The 17,363-nt window shown below is 50.9% G+C and carries 13 protein-coding genes; 5 read left to right on the top strand and 8 right to left on the bottom strand.

Going from position 1 to position 17,363, the window contains the following annotated elements; all coding sequences use genetic code 11:
• The 5 genes from rpmE to C5S61_RS17735 all read left to right on the top strand — a co-directional run bounded on the left by rpmE (position 1) and on the right by C5S61_RS17735 (position 5,027).
• Positions 1 to 318, top strand: coding sequence for a 50S ribosomal protein L31 (rpmE, locus tag C5S61_RS17715; protein ID WP_054535363.1), 318 nt, complete (start codon positions 1 to 3; stop codon positions 316 to 318).
• Positions 319 to 429: 111 nt separating this feature from the next.
• A complete protein-coding gene (locus C5S61_RS17720; RefSeq protein WP_110517028.1) occupies positions 430 to 1,038 on the top strand; it encodes a thymidine kinase in 609 nt (202 codons plus the stop codon).
• Between the two features lie 2 nt (positions 1,039 to 1,040).
• Entirely contained in the window at positions 1,041 to 1,649 is a 609-nt protein-coding gene (locus tag C5S61_RS17725) for a phosphatase PAP2 family protein (protein WP_110517031.1), read from the top strand.
• Between the two features lie 226 nt (positions 1,650 to 1,875).
• Entirely contained in the window at positions 1,876 to 3,930 is a 2,055-nt protein-coding gene (locus C5S61_RS17730; protein WP_110517034.1) for a VanW family protein, read from the top strand.
• Positions 3,931 to 3,956: 26 nt separating this feature from the next.
• Entirely contained in the window at positions 3,957 to 5,027 is a 1,071-nt protein-coding gene (locus tag C5S61_RS17735; protein WP_205701427.1) for a M14 family metallopeptidase, read from the top strand.
• Here the strand turns inward: C5S61_RS17735 and C5S61_RS17740 are convergent.
• The 8 genes from C5S61_RS17740 to mfd form a co-directional block, all read right to left on the bottom strand.
• Positions 5,004 to 5,378 carry a diacylglycerol kinase family protein gene (locus C5S61_RS17740; protein WP_110517038.1) on the bottom strand — a complete coding sequence of 125 codons (375 nt, stop codon included), beginning with the start codon at positions 5,376 to 5,378 and terminating at the stop codon, positions 5,004 to 5,006. The genes C5S61_RS17735 and C5S61_RS17740 overlap by 24 nt on opposite strands.
• A gap of 167 nt (positions 5,379 to 5,545) precedes the next feature.
• Positions 5,546 to 6,070: an rRNA maturation RNase YbeY gene (gene ybeY, locus C5S61_RS17745; protein ID WP_110517040.1), complete on the bottom strand. Its 525-nt coding sequence runs from the start codon at positions 6,068 to 6,070 to the stop codon at positions 5,546 to 5,548.
• A 31-nt stretch (positions 6,071 to 6,101) separates the two neighbouring features.
• Complete coding sequence (locus C5S61_RS17750; protein ID WP_110517042.1) at positions 6,102 to 8,255, bottom strand: HD family phosphohydrolase; 2,154 nt, start codon at positions 8,253 to 8,255, stop codon at positions 6,102 to 6,104.
• Between the two features lie 3 nt (positions 8,256 to 8,258).
• Complete coding sequence (locus C5S61_RS17755; protein WP_110517044.1) at positions 8,259 to 8,705, bottom strand: GatB/YqeY domain-containing protein; 447 nt, start codon at positions 8,703 to 8,705, stop codon at positions 8,259 to 8,261.
• A gap of 104 nt (positions 8,706 to 8,809) precedes the next feature.
• Positions 8,810 to 9,007, bottom strand: a complete 198-nt coding sequence (rpsU, locus tag C5S61_RS17760; RefSeq protein WP_012190199.1) for a 30S ribosomal protein S21 — start codon at positions 9,005 to 9,007, stop codon at positions 8,810 to 8,812.
• 127 nt (positions 9,008 to 9,134) lie between these two features.
• Positions 9,135 to 10,391 (bottom strand): metallophosphoesterase, encoded by a 1,257-nt coding sequence (locus tag C5S61_RS17765; RefSeq protein WP_110517046.1) that lies wholly within the window; start codon positions 10,389 to 10,391, stop codon positions 9,135 to 9,137.
• Positions 10,392 to 11,006: 615 nt separating this feature from the next.
• Positions 11,007 to 12,860 carry a peptide ABC transporter substrate-binding protein gene (locus C5S61_RS17770; RefSeq protein WP_110517048.1) on the bottom strand — a complete coding sequence of 618 codons (1,854 nt, stop codon included), beginning with the start codon at positions 12,858 to 12,860 and terminating at the stop codon, positions 11,007 to 11,009.
• A 284-nt stretch (positions 12,861 to 13,144) separates the two neighbouring features.
• Positions 13,145 to 16,768, bottom strand: coding sequence for a transcription-repair coupling factor (gene mfd, locus C5S61_RS17775; RefSeq protein ID WP_110517050.1), 3,624 nt, complete (start codon positions 16,766 to 16,768; stop codon positions 13,145 to 13,147).
• Positions 16,769 to 17,363 lie beyond the last annotated feature (595 nt).

The raw sequence follows: 17,363 nt of genomic DNA on the forward strand, positions 1-17,363 counted from the left end.
ATGAAGAAGAACATTCACCCAAAATATTATCCAAATGCCAAAATTGTGGTGAACGGCGAAGAAGTCTTGATTACTGGCTCAACCAAGCCTGAATTGCGCTTGGACGTTTGGTCAGGCAACCACCCGTTCTACACCGGCGAACAACGCATCTTGGATACCGCTGGTCAAGTTGATCGCTTTATGAAGCGCTTGCAATCAAGCCAAGAAAAGCAATCAGATGCCCAACGCCGCCGCGAAGCTCGCGCTCAACAAGCCCCCAAGAAGCGCAGCCTCTACGATGAAGTCTACGGCGAAGAACCAACTTCAACCGAAGAATAAGGTTTCATCGTTGTTCTGAACTGCAAAGAGCCACGCGATACCACTAGGCTTCGCGTGGCTCTTTTGTTGCCTTGCGGCCTGCACTTCCTCTTGATGCGATAAGGAGTTCTCATGCAACGTGGTGGGATTGAAGTTGTCTGCGGCAGTATGTTTAGCGGCAAAACCGAGGAACTGATTCGCCGCGTCAAGCGCGCGCAAATTGCCCGTCAAAAAATCCAAGTGTTTAAGCCAGCCATCGATACCCGCTATTCCGATGAAGAAGTTGCTTCACATAATGGCGTGCGCGTGTTGGCAACCCCGGTGCAAACTGCTGCCGATATTGCGGCGGCGATTGTGCTTGAAACAACCGTCGTGGCGATCGATGAGGTGCAGTTTTTTGATCCTGCGGTGATCGATTTGTGCGATATATTGGCTCAACGCGGCATTCGGGTCATTGTCGCTGGCTTAGATCAAGATTTTCGCGGTGAGCCATTTGGCCCATTGCCAACCTTGCTGGCCAAAGCAGAAGAAGTGACCAAGTTGCAAGCAATTTGTGTGATTTGTGGTCAGGCTGCTTCGCGCACGCAACGCTTGATCAACGGCATGCCTGCCTCATACGACGACCCAATTATTTTGGTTGGGGCTCAAGAAGCCTACGAAGCCCGCTGTCGCCGCTGCCATGAAGTGCCGCGCACCATCCGCAACGGCAATCACTACAGCGAAACTGCTGTGAATAGCTAAATATGCCAGGCTTGCAGCAACAATCGCCGCTGGCCTCGCCAAGCCCCGATCTGGCGCTTGCCTTGGTCTCGTTTGGCGGTTACTTTGCTGCAAGCCATGTTCCCGATCAGCTGGCCTACATTGTGCCCGAAACCGCGCTTGATCGGCTGATTCCCCTGCTGCCTGCGAGTGTTTTCCCCTATCTTTCGCTCTACCCCTTTTTAGGCTTGAATGCTGCTTATTTTTGGTCTCAGCCAGCCCACGCACGGCGGGTTTTTTGGGCAATTAGCCTGCTCAATGGCCTTGGCTCGATGCTGTTTTGCAGTGTGCGCACAACCGTGCCACGCCCAGAACCAGCAACCAACCGCCTGCTTGCTTGGCTTTGGCGTGTTGATCCACCATACAATGCCTTGCCCAGTTTGCACACGGCCTATGCCGTAGTGTTGGCGGAGGCGCATTGGCGTTTGCGCTCGCCGTGGCGCTGGCTCGTCGCGGCTTGGGCCTTGGCAATTATCATCAGCACCCTCACCACCAAACAACATCGCCTTTGGGATGTGCTTGCTGGTATGCTGCTTGCTCACATCGTTGCAAAGCGTTTATTTGCCAATTTTTCAGCTAAACATCAGCTTTAAATTGAACGACATAATACCTGAGCAATGGTATAATAGCCACAATGTTTAACTAGGAGAGTCCTCGGTGAATAATCAGCAGCTTAAACAAATTTACCGAATTGTGTCCATCATTCTGGTGGTGGTTTTGGTATTTTCGTTAATTGCCAGTATTTTCATCAACATCTAAGCACAGCAATTTATTAATCAATAAACCTATTGTGCTGTTTGGTCGCTAGGAGTGTTTGGCATGGCAGATGAATTTTATCAAAAATATGGCCCTATGGAGCGTCGCCGTCAAAATGGCGATGGAGAGCAGTATGAAGCAACTGCCCCATTGGCCGACGATCTCCCCGTTCGATCGGCTGCGCCACCACGACGTAAACGTAGCCGCCTGCGGACATTTATCTGGGGCGCTGGCATTACGTTAGGCTTGGTTGGCTTGCTCTTTGGCTTAGGGTTGTGGTATCTCAATCGCACCTTTGAAGGTCGCATTTATCCAAATGTGGCAATTCAGGGCATCGATATGAGCCAAAAAACGCCCGAAGAAGCCAAAGCCTTGCTCAACGAGCGATACGCCGATTTGCTCAAGCGGCCTTTAGCGCTCAGTTTCAATGGCCAAACCTGGGAGCCTTCCGCGCAAGATGCAGGCATTAGCCTCTCGGTCGAGCAATCGGTCGATGAAGCCTATAAGCTTGGGCGCGGCGGTAATATCATCAATACCTTGCAAGCAGTCTCAGGTATTTGGCAAAATGGCTATGATATTCCGTTGCAAGTGACGATCGATCAAGGTCAATTGGGCGATTATCTGAGCACGGCAACCAACGATTTGATTGCTGCGCCAGTCAATGCCAACTTGATTGTGGCTGGCAATAACGCCACGATGACTCCTGCCCGCGAAGGCCGTTTGATCTTGATTGATGAAACTGCGCAGGATATTCTGACCCAGCTGCAAACGCTCTCACCAGCTGAAGTTGTGTTGCGCACCGAAATGGTTGTGCCAACCGTGCTTGATGATGGTGTTGCTGAAGCCAAACAAACCATCGATGCTGTGTTGCAATCACCATTGACCTTGGTTGCTGGCGAGTTACAATGGGAATTGAGCGTCGATGACCTGCGGGCTTTGATTCGGCTCGATACCCACACCGCTGCCAATGGCAAAACCAAAATGGTGGCTTCGTTGAACGAACAAATGATTCGCCAACGGGTCGCAACCTTCGCCGACGAAATTGGCCGTGGCTCGGTCAATCCTCGTGTGGCGTGGGATGGTGGCGCACTAACGATTACCCGCGAAGGTCGTACTGGTTTGCGCCTCGACGAGGAAGCTTCTGCATTGCGGATTATCGAGCAAGCTACAATTGGCGAAACCCGCACCATCGAATTGGTGATCAAAGAAGTGCAGCCCGACGTAACCGCCGAAAACCTGCATAGCTTGGGGATTGTCGAAACGGTTGGGGTTGGCCAAAGTTCCTACAAAGGCTCAGCTTCATATCGGGTTACCAATATCAAAGCTGGCTCGTATTTGCTTGATGGGATCTTGATCAAGCCTGGCGAGGAATTCTCGTTCAACAATGCGGTTGGCTCAATCGACGAATCAAATGGCTTCGTCAAGGGCTATGCAATTGTTGGCAATCGCACCCAAGAAGAATGGGGCGGCGGGATTTGCCAAGATTCAACGACCTTGTTCCGCGCTGCATTCCACGCTGGCCTGCCCATTACTGAGCGCCATACCCATTCCTTCCGCATTTCGTGGTACGAAGTCTACGAATCGTTTGGGATGGATGCAGCAATCTTCACTGGGGCCTTAGATTTCCGTTTTGTCAATGATACTGGCAATTGGTTGTTGCTCAACACCTATGTCAACGATTCAACTGCCACCGTTACCTACGCCTTGTATGGTACGGCTCCGCAGCGCGAAGTCGTGCTTGATGGCCCATATGTGACCAAAGAATATCCTAAGCCAACCGAGCCAACCTTTATCGCTGATGCCAAAGAGCCTGTTGGTGTTTTCCATCAGACCGATACCGCCCGCGATGGCATGGATATTACGGTGTATCGCATTATCCGCCAAAATGGTCAAGTGGTTTTGCGCGAGCCATTCTATACCCACTTCAAGCCATGGCCCGATATTTATGTGCATAATCCGGCAACGCCGTTGCCACCAAAAGGCTGTAAACCGACCGACCCTTGTGCCAATCCGGCCAAACCAACGCCGGAGCCAGCACCGCCGCAACAGCCGGAGCCAACGCCTGAACCACAACCAGAGCCAACACCTGAACTTGTGGTCCCAACCCCAACTCCCTAATGAAAAAATATCTGCTGATGTTAAGTATGGTCGCTGGATTGCTCTGCATTCCGGCGACCACGCTTGTCGCCCAAACTCCAAGCAACCAAGCAACGCCTAGCCCTAGCACTGTGCCAATTGTCGATTTGACCTTTGGCACATCGCTGCAAGGGCGGGCGATTACTGGCACACGTTTTGGCAATGGCCCGCGCAAGCTATTTCTGGTGTCGAACACCCACGGCGGCCCCGAAGCCAACACCTATCAATTGGCAATGGCGTTGCTTGAGCATTTTCGCCAGCGCCCCAATGAAGTGCCAGCCGATGTGAGCTTGTATATCATTCCCACGGTCAATCCCGATGGCTTGGCAATTGGCACGCGCTTCAATAGCCGCAGCGTTGATCTCAACCGCAACATGGATACCAACTTCGATGCCTGCCCTGAAAACGATTGGAATCAAACGGTTGAGGGTGCATATGGCATCGTCTCGGATACAGGCGGCGCGTTCGTCGAATCGGAATTAGAAAGCCAATTGGTGCGCGATTTGGTGCTCGATGCCTCGGCGGTGGTCTGGATTCATAGCGATGGTGGCGATGTGTTTCCTGCTTTTTGCGAGCATGCGCCATCAATTGCTTTGGCCCAAGTCTATGCTGAAGCTAGTGGTTATCGCTACGACCGCTATTGGGGCAATTATATGATTACTGGTGGGATGCACGATTGGGCGGGTGCGCTGGGCATTGCCTCGATCACGCCAGAATTATCAACTGGCGAATTGCCTGATTTTGAGCAAAACTTGCGGGCTGTGCAAGCAGTAATGGCTCGTTCCGAGGAATTATTGCCCTTAGTGACTACCTCCGTTGAGGAAACTACCGGAATCACGATGCCAAGCTTGCTCTGGCGCTACTGGCGTGCGCACGGCGGCCCCGATATTTTTGGCCTGCCAATTTCGCCAGTGGTGGAATACGAGGGGCGGCCAACGGTCTTTTTTGCTGAGCAACACTTGAGCCTTGTGCCCGATGGCGCAGATCGCATGCAGCCGGTGGCGCGTGGCGAGGGTGGGCAAACGCTCTGGCAAACATATTTGCTTGATCAGCGTTCAACCAGCTATCAAGTGCGCTAAACGTGGCCAAACAATAATTGCGGCAATCATCAAAGCTCCGATTGCCGCAATCAACACTGCGCCAGCCGCAACATCCTTGGCGCGGCCTGCAAGCGGGTGATAGCTTGGCGAAACTAAATCGACCACGCTCTCAATCGCGGTGTTTACTGCTTCAAGCGCTAAAACAACCACACTAATCAATATCACTGCTAGCCATTCGTTAGCGCTGATCTTAAGCAACCAGCCTGCGATGGCCACAACAACCAAGGCCAAACAATGAATTTGGGCGTTGCGCTGGCTGCGAATTAAGATCCAAATGCCGCGAAAGGCATAGCCAAAGCCGCAGATAAATTTCCAAATCGCCTGAAACATCCACAAATTCTCATCAACAGCATAGAACATAGAGCATAGAACATATGGCGCTTGAGCTTGGTGGTTGGGGTCAGGGTTCGGGCTATTTGAGTTGGAATACTTCGCGGTTTCGAACTTCGTGCCCTTTGTGGATCAATTGCTAGACCCTGATCCCTGATCCCTAGCCCCTAAACAAACGGCTCTGCTTCGCGGGTAATGCCAAGGGTTTGCAGGGCTTTTTCCTCGCGTTGGCGCATATCTTCGCGCTCCTCGTCGGTTTCGTGGTCGTAACCGAGGAGGTGCAAACTGCCATGGGCTACCAAATAGCATAATTCGCGGCGGCTCGAATGGGCGTACTCTTGGGCCTGCGCCAGCACCCGCTCATACGAAATTGCCAAATCGCCAAGATAGGCTGCTTCATCTGCCTCGGGATCGTCAAAATCATCATCATCGTACACGCCATCGGGCACAATAAAATCATCGTCATCATCTTCGTACTCGCCAAACGAAAGCACATCGGTTGGGCGATCGATGCCGCGATATTGGCGATTGAGTTCTTGCAATTCTTGATCGTTGGTGATGCGAATGCCAATTTCCCATGTGCCAGTTTGGCCTTCATCGCGTAACACTTGGGCCACGACCTGCTCCAGCAAACTGGTATCAAGCACCAAATCGGCAGGCACAACTTCAATATGGGCTGTTAGTTCTAACATACCGCGTCATTTCCTTATTGGTAGGTTGGTTTTATTTTGGTTGAGCTTCCCGAATCAACTTGGGATACTCAACCCGTGGATGATAGATCCCTTGCAGGGTTTTGACAAACGATTGGCGAATCGTATTCAGATCGTGTTGGGTCAGCGGCGATTGATCAAGCTGGCCGCTGGCAATGCGCATATCGATGCTTTGGTTAACCACTTGGGCGATGCTCTGGCAGCCCTTGGGTGCTTGATGATCATCATCTTCGTGGCGCTCAGCAACCAGCATGCCCGATTGCTCTTTGGAGCGCACGGTGGCTTCTACGCCATCTGCCAGCATCAAAATAGCTGTTTCTTTGGATTGAGGCTTGGGGCCGGGGTAGCGATAGTTATTAATATCAACGCTATCTTCTGCTTGCAAGGCTTGCTGATAGAAATAGCGAATCACATCGGTGCCATGATGCTCGACAATAAAATTGACAATTTGCTCAGGAATTTTATGCTGGCGAGCGATCTTCGCGCCTTCGATCACATGGTCGGCAATTAATTTAGCACTGGTTTGGGGATCGAGATTATCGTGCACATTCGAGCGATCATATTGATTATCGGTGAAGAAGAAGGGCCGCAACATTTTGCCAATATCGTGATAATAGGCTCCGACACGCGTCAACAAGGTATCTGCGCCAATTCGTTCTGCTGCTTGTTCGGCCAAATTGCTCACCACAACCGAGTGATGATAGGTGCCTGGGGCTTCTTGCATCAAGCGCCGCAACAGTGGTTGATTGGGGTGGGCTAACTCCAGCAATTGCATTGGTGTGACGATGCCAGCAACCCGCCCAAGCACGTTGTGCAAGGTCAGCGACATCATAGCGGTAATGCCACCGTTGAGCACGCTAAAAATCAAGGTAAACATGGTTTGTTGCCAGGTCACGCCTTGGGGCTGAATCAAGCGCCAAACCATGGCGGTGGCAAACACACCCAGCGCAATCCAAACCCCAGCCATCATAAAGGCCATAGCGCGGTCGGCGCGGCGAATAGCGTAGATGCCGCACAAGGCTCCTGCAAAGCTAATCATGCCAACTTGCAGCGCGCCTTCGCCCAAAAACATAATCACAATCGACACCAACGCCGAGACGATCAAGGCCAAATTATTGTTAAATAGCGCCGCCAGCGGAATCGCAACAATTGCCAAGGCGAAGGTTTCGGGGAAGTTCAACCAAGTGCTGATGAAAACCCGCCCAAACAGAATTGGAATCACGGTTAAAATCATGATTACCAGCAAGGCCCGCGGCCATGTCAGCAGATTATGCTGATCGATATATAGCGCCATGCCAAGCCCTAAGGCGACCAAGAGCGCCAACAGTAAGCGCCCCATAAAGCCGTCAATGCCCAATTCTGGCGTGATCAGGCCCATTTTGACCAGGGTTTCGTATTGTTCTGCTGAAACTGTATCGCCTTGGCGCACAATATTTTCGCCATTCACAACATCTTTCGAGACCGATTGAACGGCGTTGCGGGCGGTTTGTTGGCGGCGCTCGGTTTCCTCTTGGTTGAGGGTGCGATTAACATGGAGGGTTTGCTCGACCAAATAGAGCACAACAGCCCGCTGATCCTGCTGCAAGCTACTTGGCAAGTTATAGGGCAAATAGCGAATTTTAATGTCGGCGAGGGTTGTTTGATCGAGTGAGTAATTATTTTCGCGCAGTGTCCGATCATAGAGGGCATTGGTTTGATCTTTAATCCGTTGCCATGTATCGTCGTCGGCTTCAAGAATTGTAATTGCCAGCGTATCGGAGAGTGGCAACGATGGCAATTCAGTCAGTTGGCCCCGCTGCTGATCAAGGTTGAGACTGGGATTATCGCGAATCGAGTTGATCACGCTGAAGGTTGCTTGCAGTTGCTCACGCTGCTGGCCATGAATTTGAGTATCTTCGTTATAGACCAAGTTACGCGGATCGTTAGCTGCTTCGCGACGTTTGGCCTCGGTCAGCAATTGGCTTTCAAAGGTCAAATCACGATCAGCATTGATTGTGCGCGGGCTTGGCCGTCCGACCATAATATCTTGATTGACGGCTGAGCGCCACGTAAAAATCACGGTCAAAAGCACGGTTAGCCCGATCCCGAAGAGCACCAACACCCAATGGTGGTGATGCTCGATCAGGGATCGTAACAAGGTTTTTAAGCGATATGAACGAACAATCATAGCTTACGCACTAAGTAATGAGCGCACAACCTCGTTGATGACGCGGCCTTCTGCTTTGCCCTTGAAGCGCTGCATTGCCGCAGGCATTACTTTCGAAAGGTCAGCGATGCTGGTTGCCCCAAGCTCGGCAATAATTGCTGCAATTTCTGGCCGCAATTCATCGGCGCTGAGCATGGTAGGCAAATAGGCTTCAATCATCACCAGTTCAACTTCTTCGCTAGCAGCCAAATCTGGGCGATTAGCTTTATTATACTCGGCCATGGCATCGCGGCGACGCTTGGCCTCTTTTTGAATCACGCCAACTGCTTCAACTTCATCAAGCTCGCGTCGAAGATCAATTTGGGCATTTTTAAGCGATGCAAGCATCATGCGAATCGTATCGAGCCGTTGTTGCTCTTTGTTGCGCATGGCATTTTTCATATCTTCTTGCAGTTGTTGTTGAATCGACATTTTTGAACCTCTTTAATAATCTGCAACTCTCATGATACATGAAAATCGCCGCAGCGTGGTATTTCCACAAGCTGCGGCGATTTGGGGTGCGTCATGCGAATTGCTTAGTTGTTGGCCTCACGAGCCATCTTTTGCAACTTACGCAGACGAGCAGCTTCCTTGCGCTTGCGTTTAACGCTAGGCTTTTCATAATGCTCACGGCGACGGGCTTCCGTCAAAATGCCATCAGCTTGCACGGCCTTGTTAAAACGGCGCAGTGCTTTGTCGATTGATTCATTTGAATCTACCGAAATGCTTGCCACTAGAATTCACCCCCTTTTATTTGGCGTTTCGTACAATCATAAAAATTGACACGTAATGGCTATTATACAGCAAAAACCAAGATTGTGCTCAGCCGTTGGCCTTGCTAGTGCTCCGCCTTGAGTCGGGCTAGGCCTTAGCATTAACCAAATTGATTAATGTGATTTCTGGGGCTGCCCGAAAACGCAATGGCGGCCCGGTAAACCCAAAGCCACTATTGACATAAATCTGCGATTTACCAAGATCGTAATGGCCGCGCACAAAATATTCAGCGTTGCCAACCAGCTGATCAGTCAGAATTGGCACTTGAAACTGGCCGCCATGGGTATGGCCAGAAAGAATGACATCAAGCTGATAGTTGGCCACGAAATGCGGCACAATCACTGGGTTATGTACCATTGCCAAACGCGCTACATTCTTGGGTGTGCCTTGCAATGCCGCTTCAGGATTGATGCTCTCTGGGCTGAGCCGTGGCCCGCCATTGCGATTATGCCGTGGATCATCAAACCCAACCAGCACCAATTGATCAGCGCCACGGCGCAAAACCGTGTGTTGATTGACCAGCAAGCCTAAATCGTGACGTTGAATGGCTTGTTTGATTGCATCGATTTTGCCGCTGTAGTAATCGTGGTTGCCAAGCACCGAGTAAATGCCTTCTGGCGCACGCAGCTGGCGAAATGGTTCGGTTGCCGCATCAGCAAAACGCGCATCCCAATCCACAAAATCGCCAGTCAAGAGCACCATATCAGGGTTAAGTTGGTTGATTTGGGCCACAGCCCGGGCCAAATCTGCGCTGGTGGTATAGGCATTGATGTGCAAATCGCTCATTTGGGCGATGCGCATGCCGCGAAAGCGTTCGGGCAAATTGGCAATTGGCAAGTTAACTTCGCGCACTTGAATTTGATATGGCTCAACCAACATCGCATAGCCAACCACGCCGCCAACCAACCCCGATTCGACCAAAAAGCGGCGACGAGAGAGGGGCTTGGTTGCAAAGCTGGGGCTTGCTGGCGCGATTTCGTTGGCAATTGGGGTTGCTGGTTGCTCGCTAGGCTGGCTAATTGGTTTGCGGCGCAAGTGTTGCGCGAGCTTGAACATTCGCCCAATAATCCAACGGCGGGTGCGTACAGGCCGCAACATCAGCGCCAGCCACAATGTAAATGGCAGCGCCATCAACAAACGCATGCCAAATTCGGCGAGCAGATGCGGCGTGCCCTGCAAATTGCTAAGCCACTGAGCGTCGCTGAAATAGCGAATCATAAAAAAGATACTGGCAATACAAATGAGCCATAGCAGCAACCAAATGACTGTGTTGCCAGCCCAGCGTCCTGCTTGGTAAAGTCGCTTTGCCCAAAGATGAATCGGTTGCTTAATTGCTTGCGCCATGCCCCAATAGCTCCTGATAGTTTGCTTGGATCTAGCCTACCCTGAATTGATTAACAAATCTGCAACGCTGGTGTAAGCATTTGATGAGCAATTGTTAACAAGGCAAAAATCAAAAGTCAGAAGTCAGAAGGATGAGGGATGAAATACCAAATCAAAAGGCAGAAGGCAAAAGTCAAAATGAGAACATAGAACAGAGCGAAATTATGAAGGATGAGGGATGAAGTCAAAAGTCAGAAGGCAAAAGGCAAAAATTATGAAGGATAAGGGATGAAGCGGAATGATGGCTATAGGCTATCGGCTTTGGGCTATGGGAAGCTAATCATCATAATCTGTGTCAATCTGTGGCGAAAAAAACTTAACCTTCGCGCTCTTCGTTCGCTTCGTGTGCTTCGTGGATCAATTTTTAACGCAGAGGCGCAGAGGGAGGAATGGCTCTAGGCTATGGGCTATCGAAGATTCCTTGGCAATACCAACAATTGTTCCGATAGCCAAAAGTCAAAAGCCTGTAGCCAAGTCCCCCTTCGTGCTCTTCGTGTCCTTCGCGGTTGCGTTCTTCGTGGATGGATGGCTATTGACTATCGATTGTTCCGATAGCCAATAGCCAAAAGCCAATACCTATTGAGCCAATTCCCAGGTTTCGATGTTGTAGAAATCTTGTTGGCTGGTTGGGTCGAGCTTGAAGCCGCTGATGGTTTTGCGGGCAGCCCCAACATTGATCCGTTGATACAACGGCAAGGTTGGCAAATCGCGGTTGAAGATTTGTTGGGCTTGGCTGAGCAATGGCAAGCGGCCAGCCCGTTCGACGATGCTTTGGCTTTCGAGCGCCACTTTATCGTAGTCTGGGTTACAGTAGCCAGTGTTGTTTTGGCCAGCATAGCCGTTTTCGGCAGTTGGCACTTGGCTGCACAAATACAATGGCGTTGATGGCTCAGGGCCGCTGACCCATGCATACAAAGCCAAATCGTAGCGCCGACCAGCTAAGATGCCTTCCGAACCATTTTTGAACAATGAATCAGTGCCAGGCACAAATTGCAATTCAGCATCGATGCCAACATCGCGCAAGTATTCTTGCACCAATTGGGCGACTGCTTGGCGGGTATCGTTGCCTTCGGTGGTGAAGAATTCGATCTTGAATGGTTGACCATCTTTGACCAAAATACCATCATCGCCAGCAACCCAACCAGCTTCCTTCAGCAATTCAATCGCCTTGCTGGGATCAAAATCGTAGCTGTTGATCACGCTCGCATCGCTAGGGTACGCCCAGTGATCTTCGGGCATGAAGCTGTTCATGGCCACAGTTTTGCCAAACAAAATCTGGTCGATAATTTCTTGGCGATTGATGGCGTAAGCAGCTGCTTGGCGCACTTTGGGGTCAGCAAACGGCGTTGCAATGCCATCGCCACGCTCAACTGCAAAGTCGATATGTTCCCAGACTGTGGCTGGTACATATTGAATATCAAATTCGTTGCCTGCTTGCAATTCATCAAGCGATGGCGCTTGGGCTAGTGATAAGCCAATTTGGCCGACCACATCGATTTCGCCTGATTGCAATTGTTGCAAAATTTGATCTTCGTTGGTGACGAATTTATAAATAACATTGGCAATCTTGGGCAAGCCTTGTTTTGCGCCCCAATAATTTGGGTTCGCGCTCAGCACTACCCGCTCTTGTGGCACGTATTCATCGATTTTGTATGCGCCATAGGCCAATGGTTTGCTCGCATAATCGCTACCGCCGATGCTGGCTGCATCAACACTGCCAAGCACGTGCTTTGGCTCAGGGCCAAGTGCGCCGCCTGCATAATTCAAGAAATAAGTTGAATCTTGATAGCCAGGCAAACCATACCACGAGAAGGTCTGATCATCGACCTTTTCGTATTTGGCGGTGTGCTCGATGGTAAAGCGGCTGGCAACCTTGGTGCCTGGGTTGGCATACAACTCAGCGGCAAACAAGAAGTCGTCGGCGGTTACTGGCGTGCCATCTTCCCATGCGATGCCATCGATCAACTTCCAGGTTACTTTGACTTGGGGCAATTCGATTGGCCCTGTCAAAATGCTGGTATCGGTTACGATTTCGTTATTGATGACGAATGGGCCAGTATAGCTTTCGTCGATGGTGACGGTTTCTTCAACTGCGCCGCCATTTTCGAAGGTTGGTAATTCGCTAAAACAGACTGGCTGATAATCGTAGCTTAAGGTCGTAATACAAACTGGTTGCACCGAGTTTAACACTTGGGTGGTGGCGCTTGATTGCGATTCCATTCCAAACAGCGTATCTGGCGATTGGTTCATGCCAATGATGACCGTGCCATCGCTGCTGGGTTGCGCCCCAGTATCTGTGCCTGGCTCGACCACCGCCGTCGCGTTGGTGCTGCCAGTTGTTGGTTGTGTGGTGCTGGTGCCGCTTCCGCAGGCTGCCAAGATCGCGCCAGTAAGCACGATGGCGGCTAAGCGTTTGCTTCGTTCGAACATGACTGGAATCCTCTTTCCTGTATCCAAAAACGAGCAGGCTAAAAACGAAAAAAGCTGCGCTTGCGTCTTCCCGGAACGCATGCCTCGCTTTTTTTCGCTGTGGCCTGTTTTGTTGAGCAGGTATTGCTACCTGACCATGAATGCAAGTTGGTTGTGCAAGCTCAATATGTTGCATTCCCCAAAACTATAGCAGATTTCATAGTTTTATGCAAATATGCGATTTATGTGATATTTATAATCAAAAAGCTCAAAATTTCATTAATATTTATGCTTAATTAAGCATATCAATTGCTAATTTTATTTAAAGCCTCGAGCAACTGGCGCAAAACCACTTCCCAATCGTCGCGCAACACCCGCCGATCAAGCCGCGCCAATTGCGGGCCAATCACCACGCCACGCGGCGATTCGCGCTGAAGCTGCTCGCGATCAAGATACACGCTCTTGGGCAGGCGCACGGTAATTTCGTTATCATCGGAGATAATCGAAACGACTCCAGCTTGTAAGGCCAGAACTTTGAGCGTCAACAAATCGAGCAGGCGGGCTGCTGGCTCAGGCACAGGCCCAAAGCGATCTTCCAGCTCTTGGCGCAGCATGCGAATGTCGCGCGTCGAGCGAGCTTCGGCAATGTGTTGGTAAACCCGCAAGCGCAGCGGCTCATCATCGACATAATTTTGCGGCAGATAGGCATTAATCGGCAGGTCGATGCTGACCATTGCATCGGGCAAAACGGGATCTTCAGCATCGCTGCTAAAACCACTGCGCGCCGAAACCACCGCCGCGCGGCGGAGCGCTTCGACTGCGCGAGCACGTTGGGCTTTTTGCTCGCCAGCCTTTTGGCTTTGGCCGCGTTTGCGCTCCTCACGCACGCGCTCGACTGCCTGCGAAAGCAAGCGTGAATAGAGATCAAAGCCAATCGTGGTAATATTGCCCGATTGCTCAGCGCCTAACAAATTACCAGTGCCACGGATTTCAAGGTCGCGCATGGCGATGCGGAAGCCAGCGCCCAACTCGGTTGCTTCTTGAATCGCCTCAAGCCGTTTTTGCGCCTCTTCGCCCATTGCTTTGGTTGGATTGTAGAACATATAGGCGTAGCCACGCTGAGTTGAGCGCCCAACCCGCCCACGCAGTTGATAGAGTTGGGCCAAGCCATAGGTCGTCGCATCGTCGATAATCATGGTGTTGGCGCTGGGTACGTCGATGCCGCTTTCAATAATTGTGGTACACACAAAGACATCAAACATACCCTCGAAAAATTGCAGAATAACTTTTTCTAGCGCTTTTTCGGGCATCTGGCCATGGCCAACCCCGATGCGAGCTTCGGGCACTAATTTTTGAATTCGATTGGCAACGGTATAAATCGATTGGACGCGATTATGCACAAAGTAGGCTTGGCCATTGCGCCCCAACTCACGCAGAATTGCATCGCGCACCAGCATTTCGTTGTAGGGCTGCACATAGGTTTTGATTGGCATGCGATCATCGGGCGGCGTGTCGATAACGCTGAGATCGCGAATACCCGACAACGCCATGTGCATCGTGCGTGGAATTGGGGTGGCAGTCAGCGTCAGCACATCGATTTCATGGCGCAGGCGTTTCAACATTTCTTTATGCTTGACCCCAAAGCGCTGTTCTTCGTCGATAATCACCAAACCAAGCTGCTTAAAATGCAAATCGTTGGATAAAATCCGATGCGTGCCAACCACAATATCGACTTCGCCCTTGGCGATGCGTTCGATAATCGCTTTTTGCTGCGTTGGCGAGCGAAAGCGCGAAAGCATTTCGATGCGCACAGGAAACATCTGCATGCGCCGCGAGAAGGTTTCAAAATGTTGTTGTGCCAGCACCGTAGTTGGAACCAACACTGCAACTTGACGACCATCTTGTACCGCTTTGAACGCGGCACGGAGCGCAACTTCGGTTTTACCAAAGCCCACATCGCCACAGATCAACCGATCCATTGGGCGGGTGTTTTCCATATCACTTTTGACTTCTTCGATCGCCCGCAATTGATCGTCGGTTTCGGTGTAGGGAAAGCTATCTTCGAGTTCGCGTTGCCACGAGGTATCGTTGCTGTAGGCAAAGCCTTCGACCAACTGCCGCGCGGCGTAAAGATCAAGCAATTCGGTGGCAAGCTCTTCAACATCAGCACGCACTTTGCGTTTGGCTCGCTCCCAATCCGACGTGCCCAAGCGGGTGAGGGTTGGCTTGCCCTCGCCAGCACCAATGTAGCGTGAAACCCGATCAACCTGATCGACTGGCACATACAATTTATCGCCAGAAGCGTAGCGCAACACCAAAAACTCACGTTCAGCGCCGCTAGCCTCGATACGCGATAAGCCCTCGTATTGGGCGATGCCATGCTCGATATGCACCACATAATCGCCAACTTTGAGCGATTGCAAAAATGCCGTGCGATCGCTTTCGCTACGCTGTTTGCGGGCGCGAGTTGAAATTGCGCGGCGTGGTTGCCAGCCAAACATCTCACTATCGCTGAGCAACGTCAGGCGCAAGGGATCGCTGCTAAAGCCACCAGATAAGTTGCCATGGCGAATAATAATCGTGCCGCTTTGGAAGGCTGGGTCATCAACATCGGGGCCATCTTCTTCGCCGATGAGGGCCAAATTATGCTCGCTGGCCAATTCGCGCAAGCGGCTGGCCTGTGGCGAAACCAGCACGACCCGTTCACCGCCAACCAAGCGTTCGCGCAAATCTTCAAACAGCCGATCAGTTTGGCCGCCATACGATGGCGCTTGGCTGAAGCTGTTAATTTCGCGCACAAAGGCATCGCTTTGATCATCGTCGATTGGCTGATTGCTGAGATTGAGGCAACTCCAACGTTGAATGGCTTTGCGAATAAACGTCCATGCAATTAATGGAAAGGGAAAATCTACTGGTAATTCGTTATTTTCAACTTGGGTGGCGCGTACACGGTCGGCATGGCTTTGCAGTTCGATGCCTTGGGCGTTCAATTCATGTTCTTCCGAGAGCAGCACAACTGCTGAGTTTGGCAAATGCTGCCATAACCCAGCTTCAACTGCTTCGTGTGGCGTGCGAAAGAACGGTGCATAAAAAGCCCGACCTTCAAAGCGCTGGCCAGTTTCGAGATGTTCGCGGGCGGTAGCCCATTCGTGTTGCACTTCGCGGCGCAAACTGGCAATCTGCAACTGATCGATGCGTTTGATCGCCTCGTTACGTCGCCAAAACGGAATTTCGTGAGCTGGGCTGATTTGAACTTGGCGCACCCGTTTATCTGAGCGTTGCGAAATTGGGTCGTAAATGCGCAAACTTTCAAGCTGATCATCCCAAAATTCCAGCCGAATTGGGCGCTCGCTGGTTGGCGGAAAAATATCGATAATCCCGCCGCGCTGGCTGAGGTCGCCTGGTTGTTCGGCGGTTGGGCCAACGCGATATCCCAAACTAACCCAGTGGGCCAACAATTTACGAGGATCATGCTGGTCGCCTTGGCGCAATACACGCGTGGCAAAACCAAACTCCTCGGGAGTCATGGTTGGTTGCATCAAGGCCTTGACCGAGGCCACTACACAGAGGGTTTCGCCTGCATGCAAGCGGCCTAATACTGCCAAGCGTTGCGCTACAATCCCAACATCCGCCGACATATGCTCGTAGGGCAGGGTATCGGTTGGCGGAAAAAGCATGACACTTTCGCCGAGCCATGCGGTGAGGTCGGCATGCATGCGCACTGCTGCATCGGGCGTGGCAGCAATTAAGAGGCTACTGCGCGCCTGAAGCGTGGCTATGGCTGCCACAACCCGCCGCGCCGCGCTTGGTACTGGCGTAATTGTGAGGGTTGTATTGGGTTTGGCTACTGCCAGAGCTGCTTTAAGCTGTGGCTCGTTTGCCAGAAGCACCTGAATATCTGCTAATAAACTCTCTGCATGATCTGTCATTGTGTAGGCCACCGCTTAAACAATTCAAATATTGCTATTGTACCCTAGGCAAAAGGCAAAATCAAAAGGAGCTGAGAGAACATAGAACAGAGAGCATAGAACATAAAACAGAAGGATGAAGGATGAATTATGAGGGATAAAATGAGAACATAGAACAGAGAGCATAGAACATAAAACAGAAAGATGAAGAATGAAGGATGAGGGATGAGGATCTTGGCTATGGGCGCTGGGATGGCACGAACCTAATCCTAAAAATCTGTGCTCATCTGTGGCTAAAAACAATCATTATTCTGGCAATTCGTGGATCAATGTTTTAACGCAGCGGCGCAGAGAACCGAAGTATGAGGGATGAAATGAGAAAAGAGAGCAGAGAACATAATCAAAATAATCTGTGCAATCTGTGGCTAAAAAAGCTTTTGTGGAATTCATCATTTCTATAGCCCAAAGCCTAGAGCCTATCGTCCTTCTTCGTGCTCTTCGTGTCCTTCGTGGATCAATAGCCAACGTTCGGGCAATTTGTGGCTAAATAGTTGAGCATATGGTTAAATTTGTATGCTTTATGTTCTATGCTCTCTGTTCTTCGTGTCCTTTGTGG

It is taken from the genome of Herpetosiphon llansteffanensis (assembly GCF_003205875.1).
In the GTDB taxonomy this organism is placed as follows: Bacteria; Chloroflexota; Chloroflexia; order Chloroflexales; family Herpetosiphonaceae; genus Herpetosiphon; species Herpetosiphon llansteffanensis.

Coding starts and splice junctions, on each gene's coding strand:
- rpmE (WP_054535363.1), top strand. CDS start 1: ATGAAGAAGAACATTCACCCAAAATATTATCCAAATGCCAAAATTGTG.
- C5S61_RS17720 (WP_110517028.1), top strand. CDS start 430: ATGCAACGTGGTGGGATTGAAGTTGTCTGCGGCAGTATGTTTAGCGGC.
- C5S61_RS17725 (WP_110517031.1), top strand. CDS start 1,041: ATGCCAGGCTTGCAGCAACAATCGCCGCTGGCCTCGCCAAGCCCCGAT.
- C5S61_RS17730 (WP_110517034.1), top strand. CDS start 1,876: ATGGCAGATGAATTTTATCAAAAATATGGCCCTATGGAGCGTCGCCGT.
- C5S61_RS17735 (WP_205701427.1), top strand. CDS start 3,957: ATGGTCGCTGGATTGCTCTGCATTCCGGCGACCACGCTTGTCGCCCAA.
- C5S61_RS17740 (WP_110517038.1), bottom strand. CDS start 5,378: ATGTTTCAGGCGATTTGGAAATTTATCTGCGGCTTTGGCTATGCCTTT.
- ybeY (WP_110517040.1), bottom strand. CDS start 6,070: ATGTTAGAACTAACAGCCCATATTGAAGTTGTGCCTGCCGATTTGGTG.
- C5S61_RS17750 (WP_110517042.1), bottom strand. CDS start 8,255: ATGATTGTTCGTTCATATCGCTTAAAAACCTTGTTACGATCCCTGATC.
- C5S61_RS17755 (WP_110517044.1), bottom strand. CDS start 8,705: ATGTCGATTCAACAACAACTGCAAGAAGATATGAAAAATGCCATGCGC.
- C5S61_RS17765 (WP_110517046.1), bottom strand. CDS start 10,391: ATGGCGCAAGCAATTAAGCAACCGATTCATCTTTGGGCAAAGCGACTT.
- C5S61_RS17770 (WP_110517048.1), bottom strand. CDS start 12,860: ATGTTCGAACGAAGCAAACGCTTAGCCGCCATCGTGCTTACTGGCGCG.
- mfd (WP_110517050.1), bottom strand. CDS start 16,768: ATGACAGATCATGCAGAGAGTTTATTAGCAGATATTCAGGTGCTTCTG.